A 16,651-nucleotide genomic window follows, 5' to 3' on the forward strand; every position below is an offset into this window, starting at 1 on the left:
TCCTGGCCTTCAAGCGCCACGGCCAGGTCCAGCTGCGTTCGGTGCTGTCGAGGGTCCTTGCCAACGCGCTTGGGGCAGCGTATGCCGGAACCGACGGCATGGTCCTCGTTCCCGTCCCGACCAGCGGCAGCGCGTACCGGAAACGCGGCTTCAGCCCCGTTCACCTGCTGCTGGCCGGCGTCCGGCGCGGTTTCAGCGACCGTCGCTGGCAATGCAATGATGCATTGCGCAAGGTCAGCAATCCCGGAGCCGGAGCAGGCCTGGTCGGCGGCCAGAAGGGACTCGGCAGGGGAGACAGGTCCCGAAGGGTCCGCGGTTCCATGCGCGCGGGGAGCCCATGGCCGGTCGTTGCGGGGGAGGCAGTGCATCATCGTCGACGATGTCCTGACCACCGGCGCCACCCTCGCGGAAGCCGCCCGGGCCATCAACGAAGCCGGCGGAATTGTGCGCGGCGCCGTGGTCCTTGCCGCCACCCGCGCACCGGACGCGGCGGCCGTCCCCGCGCAGTCGCTGCATCCTGTGGACCAGCTGGGGCTTAGCTGAGACATAGAAAAAAATAAACTGCGAAAGGGTGAATAACTGGTTGCTATGAACTAACGTCGGATATGGGTACCAAGATCAGTTGTACCTTTCGATAGCGGCTCGGAAAGGGGCTCGACTGTCAATCAGATCGTCCCCCGGAAGTGCCGCCGTCGTGTCACCGAAGTCATTTGGAGGGCACCATGGAGTTCATGATCAGCGGACGGAATCTGACGGTCTCGGACCGCTTCCGCGAATACGCCGGCGAGAAGATCTCAAAGATCGAATCGCTTGGGGACAAGGTCCAGAGGGTCGACGCGAAGGTTTCAAAGGAAACAAATGCGCGGCAGACCGGTGACCAGCTCACGGTTGAAGTGACAGTCCTGGGCCGCGGCCCCGTGATCCGTGCCGAAGCAAGCGCCGCAGACAAGTTCGCCGCGTTCGACCTCGCCTACAACAAGCTGCTTGAGCGGCTGCGCAGGGCCAAGGACCGCAAGAAGGTCCACCACGGGCGGCACACGCCTAAGGCAGTACGCGAGGCAACTGCAACGCTGGAGCCCGCGAGCTCCAACCAGCCGATTTACGTCGAAGCGAGCAATAACGCCCAGGCCGCTCCGGAACCGGCTGAGAAATCGCCGTACGACGTCGACAACGACATCCCTGCCGGCGACTCGCCGGTACTGATCCGGCGTAAAGTGTTCCCGGCCGCGTCCCTCACCCTTGACGACGCCGTGGACAACATGGAACTTATCGGTCACGACTTTTACCTCTTCGTGGACAAGGCCACGAACGCACCATCGGTTGTGTACCGTCGCCGCGGATGGACATACGGGGTTATCACCCTCGACCATTACTGCGAACCCGGCGAGAACACGCATGAGGAGAAAATCCTTGCGTACCGCTCGGATGATGCAGCCGCAACTGCCTAAGATGGAGCCCAGACAACGAAAGGGCTGACATGGGTGCATCGCTGAGCCTCTCGCAGGCACGGCGGATCGCACTGGCAGCCCAGGGACTGGACAAAGGACGGCCCGCCGGACCCGTGACCTCACGGGCGGTGGGCCGGACCTTTGCCCGGATCCAACTCGTACAGATCGATTCGGTCAACGTTCTGGCCCGCAGCCACTTCCTCCCGTTCTTTTCCAGGCTTGGCGCCTACGACCGCACCATCCTGCAGCACATGGCCGGCAGGAACCCGCGGCGGATGATGGAGTACTGGGCCCACGAAGCCAGCTATATCCGCCCGGAACATTTCCTGGACCTGGTGGTGTGGCAGAACCGGAAGTGGGTTGGGGCGGCAGGAATGGACCCCGGTCTGCGCTCCGGGGTGACGGGCAGGGTGCTTGAGGCGCTCGCCGACGGCAGGCCCATGACCGCCGCCGAACTCACCGCAAGGCTCGGGCATGTCGAAGACCGCAAGCACGTCAACTGGGGCTGGAACTGGAACGCCGTCAAACGCGTCCTCGAGCACCTGTTCGAGGAAGGGGTTGTCTCGTCGGCCTCAAGGACTGACCAGTTCGAGCGGCAGTACACCCTGACCCGTCAGGTTTTGCCCGGGCATGACCTCGACGCGGTGCCGGATCCGTTGGACGCCATGGACCGGCTCATTGATGCGGCGGCGCGGGCCCACGGGATCGGGACCGTGCGGTGTTTTGCCGACTACTTCAGGACTCCGTTGAAGGCTGCCGGGGCCGCGGTGCAGCGGCTGGTTGACGCCGGACGGCTCGAGCCGGTGACCGTGGCAGGCTGGGACCGGAACGTGTTCCGCCACGCCGAAGCACGGTTGCCGCGCACGGCAACCGGCAGGGCGTTGCTCAGCCCGTTTGATTCGCTCGTCTTTGAACGGCGCAGGCTCGAAGAGCTCTTCGGATTCCACTACCGGATCGAGATTTACACCCCGGTGGCCAAGCGCCGCTTTGGCTACTACGTGCTTCCGTTTCTGCTCCGCGACCGCATCGTGGCCAGGGTGGACCTGAAGGCAGACCGGGCCGCGGGCCTGCTGCTTGCCAAGGCGTGCTTCGGTGAGCCGGACGCTCCGGCGGACACCGCCGTCGAACTCGCGGCCGAACTGCAGTTGATGGCAGGCTGGCTTGGACTGGACGGCGTAGCCGTCTCGCCGGTGGGGGATCTGGCTCCCGCGGTTGCGGCCGCCGGCAACGGCTATCCGCTGTGAGGGAACAGGGGCAACGTGCCATGCGTCTCTCCCGTAGACTAAATCACGCCAGAATTCGGCAGCATGAGACTGGGAGCAACTTCACGTGGCATCACTAATCGAAAAACTTCTCCGCACAGGTGACAAGAAGCTCCTGCGGCAGCTGCGGAACTATGCTGATTCCATTAATGCCCTTGAAGACTCGTTCCAGACCTTCTCGGATGCGGAACTGCGTGAAGAAACAGACCGGCTCCGCGCGCGCCACCAGGACGGCGAGAAGCTTGACGACCTCCTGCCTGAAGCCTTCGCCGCCGTGCGCGAGGCGTCCTCGCGCACACTCGGCATGCGGCACTTCGACGTGCAGCTCATGGGTGGCGCGGCCCTGCACCTGGGCAACATCGCCGAAATGAAGACCGGTGAAGGCAAGACTCTGGTGGCCACTGCTCCGGCCTACCTCAACGCCCTCACCGGCAATGGCGTGCATGTTGTCACCGTGAACGACTACCTGGCCGAATACCAGTCCGAGCTGATGGGCCGCGTGTACCGCTTCCTGGGGCTCACCAGTGGCTGCATCCTCGCCAACCAGGACCCGTCCGTCCGCCGCGAGCAGTATTCTGCCGACATCACCTACGGCACCAACAACGAATTCGGCTTCGACTACCTCCGCGACAACATGGCCTGGGACAAGTCCGAGCTGGTGCAGCGCGGCCACAACTTTGCGATCGTTGACGAGGTGGACTCCATCCTCATCGACGAGGCCCGTACTCCGTTGATCATTTCCGGCCCGGCCCAGGGTGACACCAACCGCTGGTACAGCGAATTCGCCAAGGTGGTCCTGCGCCTGCAGCCGGAGAAGGATTATGAAGTCGACGAGAAGAAGCGCACCGTCGGCGTGCTCGAAGGCGGAATCGAAAAAGTCGAGGACTACCTCGGCATCCAGAACCTCTACGAGTCCGCCAACACGCCGCTGATCGGTTTCCTCAACAACGCCATCAAGGCCAAGGAACTGTTCAAGCGGGACAAGGACTACGTCATCCTCGACGGCGAGGTCCTCATCGTTGACGAGCACACCGGCCGTATCCTGGCCGGCCGACGCTACAACGAAGGCATGCACCAGGCGATCGAAGCCAAAGAGGGCGTCGAGATCAAGGCTGAAAACCAGACCCTCGCCACGGTGACGCTGCAGAACTACTTCCGCATGTACGACAAGCTCTCCGGCATGACCGGCACGGCCGAAACCGAAGCCGCCGAATTCATGAGCACGTACAAGCTCGGGGTGGTCGCCATCCCCACGAACCGCGACATGCAGCGGATAGACCAGTCCGACCTCGTGTACAAGAACGAGGTCGTGAAGTTCGAGGCCGTGGTCCGGGACATCGCCGAACGCCACGAGGACGGCCAGCCGGTCCTGGTGGGCACCACCAGCGTCGAAAAGAGCGAGTACCTCTCGCGCCTGCTGGCGAAGGAGGGCATCCGGCACGAGGTCCTGAACGCCAAGAACCACGCCCGTGAAGCCGCCATCGTTGCCCAGGCCGGACGCAAGGGCGCCGTCACCGTCGCCACCAACATGGCCGGCCGCGGTACCGACATCATGCTGGGCGGCAACGCGGAGTTCACCGCCATCGCCGAACTGGCGCAGCGCGGACTTGACCCGGAGGAAAACTCGGACGAGTACGAGGCCGCCTGGCCCGGGGCTCTGGAAGCTGCGAAAAAGGCCGTCAAGGACGAGCACGAGGAAGTCCTGGGACTGGGCGGCCTGTACGTGCTGGGAACCGAACGCCACGAATCCCGCCGCATCGACAACCAGCTCCGCGGCCGCTCCGGCCGCCAGGGCGACCCCGGCGAGTCCCGCTTCTACCTGTCGCTGACCGACGACCTCATGCGCCTGTTCAACTCGGGTGCCGCGGAGCGGCTGATGAACAGCTCCGTGCCCGACGACGTCGCGCTGGAATCCAAGCTGGTCTCGCGTGCCATTGCCTCCGCCCAGGGGCAGGTCGAAGGCCGCAACGCCGAGCAGCGCAAGAACGTCCTGAAGTACGACGACGTCCTCAACCGCCAGCGCGAAGCCATCTACGGCGACCGCCGCCGGATTCTGGAAGGCGACGACCTTCACGAAAAGGTGCAGTTCTTCCTGGAAGACACCATCAACGCACTCATCGACGAAGCCACGGCCGAAGGCAACGGCGACGACTGGGACTTCGACCAGCTCTGGACCAACCTCAAGACGCTGTACCCCGTCACCGTGACGCCGCACGACGTCATCGACGAGGCCGGCGGCAAGTCGCGCATCACCGTGGAGTTCCTCAAGGAAGAAATCATGTCTGATGCCAAGCTGGTGTATCAGGCACGCGAGGAAGCCATCGGCTCCGAAAGCATGCGTGAGCTCGAGCGGCGCGTTGTGCTCTCCGTCATCGGGCGGAAGTGGCAGGAGCACCTGTACGAGATGGACTACCTGAAGGAAGGCATCGGCCTGCGCGCCATGGCCCAGCGTGACCCGCTGGTGGAGTACCAGCGTGAAGGCTTCACGATGTTCCAGTCCATGATGGAAGCCATCCGGGAGGAGAGCGTCGGCTTCCTCTTCAACCTCGAGGTGGAAGTCACCCCGGCCGAGGACGTCGTGGTGGCCGATGCCGCCGGCGGCCACACCGAACACCATGAGCCGCAGATCCGGGCCGCAGGCCTCGAAGCGCCGGAAAAGCCCGCCCAGCTCCAGTACACCGCGCCCCGGGAGGACGGCGGAGCCGAGACCCGGATCGAGGGCCGGCCCGCGGGCCGTTCGGGCAACCCCGCCAAGGCCGCATCGCAGGACCGGCGCGACAAGAAGAAAAAGCGCTAGCCAGCGGACATGAGAGGAAGGGGCCGGAGCTTCGTGCTCCGGTCCCTTCCTGTTTTCGCATCAGCCAATCTCCAGGGCTGTGACACGCCAAACGTTCTTGCTGCGTTCCAGCCGGACGGCGACCGCCCGGACCCGCAATTCATCAATCACCACCGCGCTGGCTTCGTAAACGTCAGGCGTCACCCCGCATGCCCGGACCGAGCGGACTGAGGCGTTGCGGTGGAGCAGCCCCATTTTCCGGGGAGCCCGGGCCGCCACCCGACGGGTGAGGGCCGCCCGGTGCTGGAGCACGGTGAGGCAGCGCTGGTCCAGCCGCCGCGCCAGCTGGTGGATGGGCCTCGTCCCGGCCAGGACCTCAATGGCGGCCTGGACTGTGGCCCTGGTGATGGCGCAGATCTCACGCGCCTCGTCGCCGGGGGAGGGGACCGCCACTAGGGTCTGCGTAAGCCTGGGCTGCGTAAGGCCGGTTTGAGTTGCCTGGGTTTGAGTTGCCTGGGTTTGCGGGGGCCGGGCTTGCTCAGGACGGATGGGAGCCGCTCCCGTGCAGGCCGGCCCGGCCGGGACGGGTTCAAGAACAGCGTTTCCAGCACGCCGTATTGGAGTTACTGCAGTCATGTTCGGTCCTTCTGGTTGGGCCGGCCGTCTGGTGGGGCTGGCCGTCTGGTGGGGCTGGCCTTCTGGTAGGGCTGGGCCGTCTGGTGGGGCTGGCCTTCTGGTAGGGCTGGGCCTTCTGGTGGGGTTGGCTTTGGACGGCCGCGAGAGGGGGCCGGTCCTTGGGGCGGTGACGGACGTAGCGCGGAGGAAACGGGTGCCGAGCCGGTTACGGCGGGGGCGGCGGGCTGAGGAGCTGGCCCGGGAGAAGGACATTGGGATCGGGGCCGATGACATTCAGGTTGGCCTGATACCAGAGCGGCCAGCGGGCTGCTACCTCCAGCTCTGAGGCGCTGGGCCCCAGTTCGCGTGCGGCGATGGTCCACAGCGATTCGCCGGCACGTACCGGCACCTCACCGCGGGCATTGGCTGGCTCCGCTGTTGCCCTGGCGGGCAATGAGCTGACGAGGCCGGGCTGCACAACCGGGACGCGCGGCTTCCACTGGGGCTGGAGTTCGCCGGGGTCCGGGACTGATCTTTGGGTGACCCCGTACCCCGCGGAACGGCCGGCGGGCAGGTCCGGCCGAGGCTCCGCCAGAGGAGCCCACGCTGCGGAGAGGGACGATCCGTTGTTGGAGGAAAGGGCTGCGGCCGGCAATTCATCCGCCTGGGCAAGCGGTGCCCCGAGGAGCTGGACGCCCACCGCGGCCAACGCCAGCCGGCGCATGAAAACAGGGCTGAACCGCCCGGTGGCGCGGGCGGCAGCGTGATGCCCCGTCCGTTCCAGGAGTGCCGAAGCGAAGGCGGTGGCCAGGGACAGCAGCCACCAGGCGATGACGGTCAGCCCGGCGGCGAGGGCCAGCAGTCCCAGCAGGTCATCGAAGACCAACGCCTGCTGGCGAGCCGCGGACCGGCTCCAGTGATTGACGATCCCGGACCCGGTGAGAGCCAGAAAGACTCCGAGCCCCAGAATGACCACCGCCAGGGCAGCCTCTGCCCTTACCCGACGCTGAACCTCTTCCGCCATGACTTCCCCCAACCAGTGTCTTGATGCAGTTTGATCCACTTTGATGTGTTTGGCCTCGATGGAGACAGTTTGCAGCAGCTATACCGAGATTGTCCATGGAGATAAGAAAGTTTGTGGATTAATTGACCGCCTTCGTGCGCGGGCCTACGCTGGCGCAATGCGATGGAATGCACTTTTTCAGGATCTGGAGCAGCAGCTCGCCGAAGCCGGGGTCCTGGGCATGGAGTCCGAGATTGCCGAGCGTTCCCGGGCTGACACGGCTGCCATTGCGCTCGATGACAGGCTGCGTGGATCCGTGGGCTGCCACGTCGGCGTCCACTTGAATTCGGGACCTGTCTTTGCCGGCACGCTCAGCCATGCGGGCTCCGAAAGCCTGGTCATCGACGAGCCGACGCACCAGGTACTGATACCTTATGCAGCCGTGGGCCACTACACCGGACTCGGGAGGTTCGCGGTGGCCGAGGCATCTGCGGTGCGCCGGAAACTCGGCCTTGCCAGCGCCCTGCGGGTGCTGGCAAGGGACAGGGCCGAACTCACCGTCCTGCTGGCAGGCCGGTCACCGGACATACAGCTCCCGGGCGTGATCGACAGGGTGGGGCGGGACTTCTTTGACCTCGCACTGACATTGCCCGGCGAAGCGCGGAGGGCCGGCCGGGTTGCCGACGTGGCTACTGTGCCGTTCCAATCGCTGAGCGCGCTCCGCTCACGGCGCGGCGGGGAACTCTGACGGCTCTCCCGTGCTCAAACGGACTTGGACTTTGCCTCTTGAATCATGCGGCTGGCCTCGGCATAACGCTCTTCGATGTACTGCTCCAGCATCTTTTCCTCGACACGCCACTGGCCGCGGCCACCCACCTGGATTGCCTTCAGTTCGCCGCTGCGGACGAGGGCATACGCTGCCGGCGCATTGATCTGAAGCTGCTCGGCTACATCTGCAAGCGTAAGGAATCGGGGCATAGTCCAATTGTGCCACTGTTGGGCGTGGGTGATGCGGTTATCCACAGTTTGATGTTGTTTGCCTGAATGCCTTTCCGATTGAGCAGGCATGCCGTAACAATGTTCATGACCGGCGCTGCGGAAGCGCCCAGGCGTCAAGGGGGAGCAGTACGCATGAGTGCAAGCACGGCGGCCACCGGAGCCCGGCTGAAGAAGCCTTCCTGGAAGGACCCGAGGCTGCTGGTGGGTGTGCTCCTGGTGCTCGCCTCTGTCGTCGGAGTCGTTGCCCTCGTCGGCAGCGCTGACCGCACCACCGAGGTATTCGCCGCCCGTGAACCAATCGCCGTCGGCCAGAAACTCACGCCTGAAAACATCAGCCGGGTCAAGGTGCGCCTGGGCGACGTCGAGGCGCACTATGTCACGGCGGAGTCAGGTATTCCCGAGGGTCGGGTGGCTGTCCAGCGGATCGCCAAGGACCAGCTCATTCCCCGGGAAAGCCTGGGCAGCGTGGATGCCCTGGACCGAAAGCCGGTGGCCGTCACCGTCCAGGAGGCCCTGCCGGAACAGGCGGTCGCTGGAACCCGGGTGGACGTCTGGGTCTCCATGCCTGACGCCCGGAACGGCTTTGCCGAACCAAAGCTGCTGCTGCCGGGCGCCGAGATCGCAGAGGTATCACAAGGATCCACCGCTCTTGGGGCTTCGAAATCCACCGTCCTGATGGTCCTGGTGGGGGACGGGCAGATGGCCTCGCTCCTCGGCGCGCAGGCCAACGAGGCCAAAATCTCCGTGGTGTGGAATCCCGGCGGGGCCGCCAAGTGAGCATCCCCGTAGTCACCGTTGGTGAGTCGCAGGAGGACCTGGTTGGCGGGCTTGAACGGCTCCACGGTCCTGTCACCGTGGTGCGGCGTTGCGCGGAGCTCGCGGAGCTGCTGGCCGCCTGCCAGAGCGGACTTGCCCGGGCTGCCGTTGTTGCCGAGGGAAGTCCGGACCTGACAGCCTCGCTGGTGGACAGGCTCGCCGCCGTGGGCGTGGTCATCATTGCCCTGACCGACAGCCCCGAGGAGCGGTTGAGGCTTCGCGGCATCGGAGTCACGGCGGCGCCTTCGACCGTTGAATCCACGGCACTGGCGGAGAGTATTGCCGACGCCGTCAGCAGGCATGCCGGGCCGGGGCCGACAGGGCTGAACCCAGCCGGTTCGGCTTACAGTGCGGGCCCCGGTTACAGCACGGGTTTCGCCGATGCCGGCGCGGCCCTTCGCCCGGAGGCTGTCGACGCCGAACCGGAGCCGGCGCAGGTCGGAACCGGCAGGGTCCTGGCTGTGTGGGGGCCGGCCGGCGCGCCTGGCAGGACACTGGTTGCCGTCAACATCGCAGGGGAGCTGGCTGCGCAAGGCAAGTCAGTTCTGCTGGTCGACGCCGACAGCTATGGGGCAAGCGTCGCCGGTGTCCTCGGGCTCCTCGACGAAGCGGCAGGTCTGGCCCAGGCCTGCCGGCTGGCCGACCAGGGACTGCTGGACCGGGAAGCACTGCTTCGCGTCGCCGTTCCGGTCACAGCCACGAGCGGGGCTTTCCGGGTACTGACCGGGATAACCCGGGCCGACCGCTGGACCGAGCTGCGCGCGGCAGCGCTGGCGCTTGTTTTGGACCGGGCGCGTGAGATGGCCGAGGTCATCGTGGTCGACGCCGGCTTTTGCCTTGAGGCCGACGAGGAGCTGAGCTTCGACACCATGGCCCCGCGACGCAACGCGGCCACGCTCAGGAGCCTTGAGCTCGCCGATTCGGTGATCGCGGTGGGGTCGGCGGACCCCATCGGTGTTCCCCGCCTTGTCAGGGGGCTGGCGGAACTCGAAGGTTCGCTGCCGGGGGTTAGCCCCGAGGTGGTGCTGAACAAGGTCCGGGCCTCGGCAGTGGGCCGTTCGCCGGAACGTCAGCTCCGCGAGGCGTGGGACCGGTTCGGCCCGTCGGCGGGGATTAAGGCCTTCCTCCCATGGGATCCGGACGCTACAGACGCGGCGCTACTGTCCGGCTCGCTATTGCTGGAATCAGCCCCGGAATCCCGGCTGAGGACGGCAATCGCGGAATTGGTTTGTGCACCTGTCCAGCAAAAACGCAGATCCTCTGTGTTCTCCTCCACAGCAAGGCGCAGGCTGACGGGCTAGGCTCACGGTGAGGGCTGCAAGGAAGCAGCCGCAAACTGTGTGATGGAGGCGTGTGTCGATGTCGTCTGGGTCCAGCGTGGAGGATCAGTCCCGTTCAATCGGAGCCGAGGAAGGCTTCTTTGCGGACTACTACGAGCATCTGGCGGAGGAGGACGCGCGGGCTTATCCGCACGAGCTGCTGACGGCCCGGGCTGAGACCCACCGCGCCGTCGGTTTTGAACGCCGGCCGGGCACCGCCAACATCTCAATCGTTCCTGAGGGCGACCGCAGCGTTGTCTACATCGTCACCGACGACATGCCGTTCCTGGTGGATTCGGTCAACGCCGAGCTGGTCCGCCAGAACTCGGCCATCCACCTTGTGCAGCACCCGATGTTCGTGGTCACGCGCAACCGCGAAACCAACGAGCTCGTCAAGGTGGACAGGGTCCCGTCCAGCATCGGCATCTCCAGCGGCGACACCGCGGCGCTGCCCGTCCTGTCCCACCTGATTGCGCAGGGCGACAACGCATCCCACATGGAGTCATGGATTGCCGTCGAGATCGGCCGAGCCAGTGACCAGGCGGCCGAGCAGCTGCAGGAAGGGCTGGAACGGGTCCTGGGTGACGTTCGGGCCGCCGTCGAAGACTGGCCGAAAATGCGCAACAAGGCACTGCAAATCGCCAAGGATCTGGACAAGGTGGCGCATCCGACGCAGATCGCAGAGCTGCGCCAGGCGCAGGATCTGCTTCGCTGGCTGGACGAAGGCAACTTCACCTTCCTCGGCTACCGGGAATACGACCTGATCAACGAAGAAGGCGAGGATGTCCTGGAATTGCGCGAGGACAGCGGCCTGGGCCTGCTGCGGGCGCACCACGACACCCACCAGGTGCAGCACCTCACTGACGCCGGCCGGCGCAAGGCCCGCGAAAAGCGTGCCCTGGTCATCACCAAGGCAAATTCCCGCTCAACGGTGCACCGGCCCGCGTACCTGGACTACATCGGCGTGAAAAGCTTCGATGCCGCCGGCAACGTCAACGGTGAACAGCGCTTCATCGGACTGTTTGCCACCAGCGCCTACACCGACTCCGTGCGCAACATCCCGATTGTCCGGGAAAAGGTCGAGGCCGTCCTGCGCGGCGCCGGTTTTCCGCCGGACTCGCATTCCGGGAAGGATCTGCTGGGCATCCTGGAAACGTACCCCCGTGACGAGCTCTTCCAGATCGAAATTCCCGACCTCGCCGCGACGGCAACGGGAATCCAGCGGCTGCAGGAACGCCGCCGGACCCGGCTGTTCCTCCGGCCGGATATCTACGGGCGGTTCATGTCCGCCGTCGTCTACCTCCCCCGCGACCGGTACACCACCAACGTCCGGCTGAGGATCGAGCAGGAACTCCGCGAGACCTTCCGCGCCGAGTCCATCGACTACGAGGCGAGGATGACCGAATCGGCCCTCGCCCGCCTGTTTTTCCGGATCCGGCTGCCCAAGGGCGCGGACGTCAGTCACGTCAACACCGATGCGCTGGAACAGCGGCTGGTCCGTGCCGCCCGGTCCTGGAGTGAAGGGATCGCCGAGGTACTCCGCGAGCGCAGCGCCGACGACGGTGCCAATGAACTCGCGGCCATTTGGGCCGAGGCTTTCCCGGCCAGCTACCGCGTCGACTACGAAATCGAAGATGCCCTCGAGGACATCGCCCGGTTTGAACAGTACGGGGCCGAAGCCGAGCGCGTGGCTGGCGCCCGGCAGGAGCGGCCGGGCGTCCATGTCTACCTTCCCGAAGGCGCAGGCGCCACCCTCGAAGAAGACGCCAGGGTCAAGCTCTACATGCTGGAACCGAAGAGCCTGAGCCAGATCCTGCCCTACTTCCACAACCTGGGGCTGGAGGTGCTGGACGAGCGGCCGTTCGAGATCGAGACCGCCGACCGCCGGGACTTCTTCCTCTACGACCTCGGGCTGAAGTACCCCGCCGGGGTGGACCCGGTGTCCACGGGACGGCTGCTGGCGGACTCCTTCGGCGCGGCCGTTTCCGGTGCCGTCGAATCCGACAGCTTTGACCGGCTGGTGCTTCGTGAGGGCATGACGTGGCGCCAGGTCATCGTGCTGCGGGCCTACGCGAAGTACATGCGGCAAATGGGAAACACCAACTCGTTCGAGTTCATGGCCGACACCCTGCTGGCCAACCCGGAGGTCACCCGCGGGCTCAGTGCACTGTTTGAGGCACGCTTCGATCCGGCGCTGACCGAGCTGGAGCGGACCGAACGGCAGGAAAAGGTCCGCGCTGAGCTGTCGTCGTCGATCGACAGTGTCGCCACCCTGGACGCCGACCGGGTGGTGCGGACCTTCACGAACCTGATCGAGTCAACGCTGCGCACCAACTTCTACCAGGACAAGCCGCACCTGAGCTTCAAGCTCAACCCCTCAGCCATCGAGGGGCTGCCCTTCCCGCGGCCGATGTTCGAAATCTGGGTTTACTCGCCCCGGGTGGAGGGCGTTCACCTGCGCTTCGGCAAGGTGGCACGCGGCGGTCTCCGCTGGTCGGACCGGCGGGAGGACTTCCGGACGGAAATCCTGGGCCTGGTCAAGGCGCAAACGGTCAAGAATGCCGTGATCGTTCCGACGGGCGCCAAGGGCGGCTTCTTCGCCAAGCGGCTGCCGGATCCCGCGAAGGACAGGTCGGCCTGGATGGCGGAGGGCATCGAAAGCTACAAGACGTTTATCCGGGGACTGCTGGACGTCACGGACAACCTCGTGACGGGAGCCGACGGCGAACGGCTCGTCCCGCCGTCGAGCGTTGTACGGCACGACGGCGACGACTCCTACCTGGTGGTCGCTGCGGACAAGGGCACGGCATCCTTCTCTGATATCGCCAACGGCCTGGCCGCCGATTACGGATTCTGGCTGGGCGACGCCTTCGCCTCCGGCGGTTCGGTGGGATACGACCACAAGGCCATGGGCATCACCGCCCGGGGTGCCTGGGAGTCGGTCAAGCGCCACTTCAGCGAGCTGGACCTGGACACGCAGTCCGAGCCCTTCACCGTGGTGGGCGTCGGCGACATGTCCGGTGACGTCTTCGGTAACGGGATGCTCCTGTCCAAGCACATCCGGCTGCTCGCTGCGTTTGACCACCGGCACATTTTCCTCGACCCGAACCCGGACGAGGCAAGCTCCTACGCGGAGCGGCAGCGGCTGTTCGAGCTGCCCCGGTCGTCCTGGGACGACTACGACAAGAGCCTGATCAGCGAAGGCGGCGGCGTCTACCCGCGTCAGGCGAAGTCGATCCCGGTCTCGCCGCAGGTCCGGTCCGCCCTTGGCCTGGCCGAGGACACGACCCAGCTCAGCCCGCCCGAACTCCTGCGCGCCATCCTGCTCGCCCCCGCTGACCTGCTGTACAACGGAGGCATCGGCACCTACGTCAAGGCCAGTTCAGAAACGCACGCCATGGTGGGCGACAAGTCCAACGACGCCATCCGGGTGGACGGCCGCGACCTTCGGGTCAAGGTTGTGGGCGAGGGCGGAAACCTCGGCATGACGCAGCGCGGCCGCATCGAAGCGGCGCTGCAAGGGGTCATCCTGAACACCGATGCCATCGACAACTCCGCCGGCGTGGACTGTTCCGACCACGAGGTCAACATCAAGATCTTCGTGGACCGGATGGTGGCCGCGGGCAAGTTCGACGCCGCCGAGCGCTCGGACTTCCTTGCCGCCATGACCGACGAGGTGGGACGCCTGGTCCTGGAAGACAACATCGACCAGAACATCCTCCTGCTGAACGACCGGCAGAAGGTTGCCGAATGGAGCCCGAGCTACGAGCGGCTGATGGACTGGCTGGAGAAGACGGCGGACCTGAACCGTGACCTGGAGGCGCTGCCCTCCACCGCCGTTCTGCGCGAGCGCCTGGAACAGGGTCAGGGCCTCACGTCCCCTGAACTGTCAGTGCTGGCCGCCTACGCCAAGATTGAGCTGGCGACGGCCCTGCGCGACAGCGACCTGGCCGACGACCCGTGGTTCCGTGAGACGCTCCGGCAGTACTTCCCGGTGCAGCTCCGGGAGAAGTTCGACGCCGAACTGGACACCCATCCGCTGCGTCGGGAAATCATCGCAACGGTGGTGGCCAACGACATGATCAACCTGGGCGGCATCACCTTTGCCTTCCGGACCATGGAGGAGACCTCGGCGAGCGAGGTGGCTGTGGCCAAGGCGTTCGTGGCTCTGCGGGATATCTACGAACTCGATGTCATGGTGTCCGAGCTCAACGAGCTTCCCGCCTCGTTCCCCACTGAGCACTGGAGCAACGTCCACCTCGATATCCGGCGGCTGCTGGACCGTGCGGTGCGGTGGGTCCTGGCCCAGGGCAGCGCGTCGCGGCCCATCGCCGACATCGTCGCCGAATTCAAGCCGCCGATGGAGCCCATGCGGGCCCGGCTGCTGGACTACCTGCGCGGTGACGACCGTGAGCGCGTTGCTTCCTGGCTTGAGAAGGCACGGTCCTGGGGCCTGCCCGAGGACCTGGGCCACCGCTGGGCCGAGCTGTTCGAGAGCTTTGTCCTGCTGGACATCGCGAAGATCGCGCACAGCCGCAAGGAGCCGGTGGAGGACATCGCCAACGTCTACTACACGGTGTTCAACCGGTTCCACGTGGACTCACTGCTGGAGCGGATCAGTTCGTTGCCCCGGGCGGACCGCTGGCAGGCCCTGGCCCGTGCCGCGCTGCGGGATGACCTTTACTCGACGGTCTCCGACATGACCACCGCGGTCCTGGACTCGACCGACGGAGGGTCGCCGGCCGAGGACAGGCTCAAGGCCTGGGAGCAGCTGAATGCCGAACACCTGGGCCGCGCCAAGAGCATGTTCGATGAGGTCAACGCCCTCGAAGCGGACGACATGGCCTCGCTCTCGGTAGCATTGAGGCTCTTGAGGTCAATCGTCCGACGCTAGGACATTCGGTCCCGCCGTCGAAAAACTGGAGGTGCAGTGGCAATCTTTACGGACCCCATCAGGGAGCACGCTGATTTCGGGCCGGGGGATGCCGAGTGGCTGCACCTCCTGGTGGGCGACTGGCAGATGGTGGCCGACCTCGCGTTCGCCGACCTGGCACTCTGGTTCCCCCATCCGGAACACGGCTACGTTGCCCTGGCACACGTCCGGCCCTCCACGACGCATACGGTGTTCCACGCCGACTTCGTCGGGGAGGGCATCCGGTCGGACCTGCAGCCGCTGGTGGACAAGGCATGGGAGAGCCGCACCATTGAGCGTTCCAGCGAGACGAACTGGAGCAGCGACATGGCGCTGCGGGTCGAGGCCGTGCCGATGGTCAGGAACGGCCGGACGCTGGCGGTGGTCACCTCCCACATGGACCTCTCAAGCTCGCGGATGCCGTCCAGGCTGGAGCTGACCTACCGCCAGTGTGCCTATGACCTGCTGCGCATGGGCACACTGGGTCTCTGGCCCGACTTCGCCTCGCCGACCGGCTCCCGCCGTGGCGCCCCGCGCGTGGGCGACGGCCTGATCCGGCTCGACGCCGAGGGGATCGTCCAGTACGCCAGCCCGAACGGGGTCTCGGCGTTCCGGCGCCTCGGCGACGGCGAATCACTCGAGGGGCGCTCGCTGGCCGAGGTCACGGCGGGCCTGCTGAAGGACCGCCGCATGGTGGACGAGACGTTGCCGCTCGTTGTCACCGGGCGGATGCCGTGGCGTAGCGAGATTGAATCCCGCGGCGTCAGCCTGTCGCTGCGTGCCATCCCGCTCCGCGACGAGCAGCAGCGCTTCGGTGCGCTGGTGCTCTGCCGTGACGTGTCCGAACTGCGCCGCCGCGAGATGGAGCTGGTGACGAAGGACGCCACCATCCGTGAAATCCACCACCGGGTCAAGAACAACCTGCAGACCGTTGCCGCGCTGCTGCGCATGCAGTCCCGCCGCATGGTCAGCGACGAGGCAAAGCAGGGGCTCGAACAGGCCATGCGGCGCGTGGCAACGATTGCCCTCGTGCACGAGACGCTCTCGCAGGGACTGACCCAGAGCGTCGACTTTGATGAACTCATCGGACGCCAGTTCCGCCTCTCCGCGGAAGTGGCGTCACCGTCCCAGCAGGTGCGGACGCAGCGGTCCGGGTTGTTCGGTGAGCTTCCCAGCGACTTTGCGACGCCGCTGGCATTGGTGATCAATGAACTCGTGACCAACGCCGTCGAGCACGGGCTGGAGGGGCGCACCGGCACGGTGTGGCTGCTCGCGGACCGCTCGGCAAACGAAGACGGCGAGGAACTGCTCACCGTCACCGTGGCGGACGACGGCGTTGGCCTCCCGGAGACGCCGCATGTGGAGGGTCTCGGGCTGCAGATTGTCCGGACGCTGGTCACCAGCGAACTTGGCGGCACCATCCAGTGGCAGCCCCGCGAGGGCGGCGGCACAGCCGTGCAGATTGTGCTGAGCCTGGCAAACCGCTAACAGCAAAAGGCGA

General features: G+C 65.7%; 12 protein-coding genes. 9 read left to right on the forward strand and 3 right to left on the reverse strand.

Annotated features, from left to right (window positions below; all coding sequences use genetic code 11):
• The first annotated feature begins 348 nt into the window (after positions 1–348).
• From R5O87_RS21780 to secA, 4 genes are all read left to right on the forward strand, one after another.
• Complete coding sequence (locus R5O87_RS21780; RefSeq protein WP_410554022.1) at positions 349–543, forward strand: phosphoribosyltransferase family protein; 195 nt, start codon at positions 349–351, stop codon at positions 541–543.
• Between the two features lie 179 nt (positions 544–722).
• Positions 723–1,448, forward strand: coding sequence for a ribosome hibernation-promoting factor, HPF/YfiA family (gene hpf, locus R5O87_RS21785; protein WP_377990015.1), 726 nt, complete (start codon positions 723–725; stop codon positions 1,446–1,448).
• Positions 1,449–1,477: 29 nt separating this feature from the next.
• Positions 1,478–2,692 (forward strand): winged helix-turn-helix domain-containing protein, encoded by a 1,215-nt coding sequence (locus R5O87_RS21790; RefSeq protein WP_410554024.1) that lies wholly within the window; start codon positions 1,478–1,480, stop codon positions 2,690–2,692.
• A gap of 85 nt (positions 2,693–2,777) precedes the next feature.
• Positions 2,778–5,507: a preprotein translocase subunit SecA gene (gene secA / locus R5O87_RS21795; protein WP_410554025.1), complete on the forward strand. Its 2,730-nt coding sequence runs from the start codon at positions 2,778–2,780 to the stop codon at positions 5,505–5,507.
• A 60-nt stretch (positions 5,508–5,567) separates the two neighbouring features.
• On the opposite strand, the gene R5O87_RS21800 is transcribed toward secA, so the two are convergent.
• Both R5O87_RS21800 and R5O87_RS21805 read right to left on the reverse strand, forming a co-directional pair.
• On the reverse strand, positions 5,568–5,939 hold the full coding sequence (locus R5O87_RS21800; RefSeq protein ID WP_410554026.1) for an Rv3235 family protein: 372 nt from the start codon (positions 5,937–5,939) through the stop codon (positions 5,568–5,570).
• 388 nt (positions 5,940–6,327) lie between these two features.
• Positions 6,328–7,125, reverse strand: a complete 798-nt coding sequence (locus R5O87_RS21805) for a LysM peptidoglycan-binding domain-containing protein (RefSeq protein ID WP_410554027.1) — start codon at positions 7,123–7,125, stop codon at positions 6,328–6,330.
• A 157-nt stretch (positions 7,126–7,282) separates the two neighbouring features.
• Here R5O87_RS21805 and R5O87_RS21810 point away from each other — a divergent pair, with 157 nt between their 5' ends.
• Entirely contained in the window at positions 7,283–7,852 is a 570-nt protein-coding gene (locus tag R5O87_RS21810) for a hypothetical protein (protein ID WP_410554028.1), read from the forward strand.
• Between the two features lie 14 nt (positions 7,853–7,866).
• Here the strand turns inward: R5O87_RS21810 and R5O87_RS21815 are convergent, their stop codons facing one another.
• The gene (locus R5O87_RS21815) at positions 7,867–8,082 is read right to left on the reverse strand and encodes a helix-turn-helix domain-containing protein (protein ID WP_043419585.1); all 216 of its coding nucleotides are present in this window, start codon (positions 8,080–8,082) and stop codon (positions 7,867–7,869) included.
• 153 nt (positions 8,083–8,235) lie between these two features.
• Between R5O87_RS21815 and R5O87_RS21820 the strand changes: the two genes are divergently transcribed.
• The 4 genes from R5O87_RS21820 to R5O87_RS21835 are packed head-to-tail and all read left to right on the forward strand — an operon-like array spanning position 8,236 to position 16,638.
• Complete coding sequence (locus R5O87_RS21820; protein WP_410554029.1) at positions 8,236–8,880, forward strand: SAF domain-containing protein; 645 nt, start codon at positions 8,236–8,238, stop codon at positions 8,878–8,880.
• Positions 8,877–10,220, forward strand: a complete 1,344-nt coding sequence (locus R5O87_RS21825; RefSeq protein ID WP_410554030.1) for an AAA family ATPase — start codon at positions 8,877–8,879, stop codon at positions 10,218–10,220. Before R5O87_RS21820 ends, R5O87_RS21825 begins: the two co-directional genes overlap by 4 nt.
• A gap of 58 nt (positions 10,221–10,278) precedes the next feature.
• Positions 10,279–15,132 carry an NAD-glutamate dehydrogenase gene (locus tag R5O87_RS21830; RefSeq protein ID WP_410554031.1) on the forward strand — a complete coding sequence of 1,618 codons (4,854 nt, stop codon included), beginning with the start codon at positions 10,279–10,281 and terminating at the stop codon, positions 15,130–15,132.
• A gap of 36 nt (positions 15,133–15,168) precedes the next feature.
• Positions 15,169–16,638, forward strand: coding sequence for a sensor histidine kinase (locus tag R5O87_RS21835; RefSeq protein WP_410554032.1), 1,470 nt, complete (start codon positions 15,169–15,171; stop codon positions 16,636–16,638).
• The last annotated feature ends 13 nt before the right edge of the window (positions 16,639–16,651 follow it).

The organism is Arthrobacter globiformis (assembly GCF_046536215.2).
In the GTDB taxonomy this organism is placed as follows: Bacteria; Actinomycetota; Actinomycetes; order Actinomycetales; family Micrococcaceae; genus Arthrobacter; species Arthrobacter globiformis_E.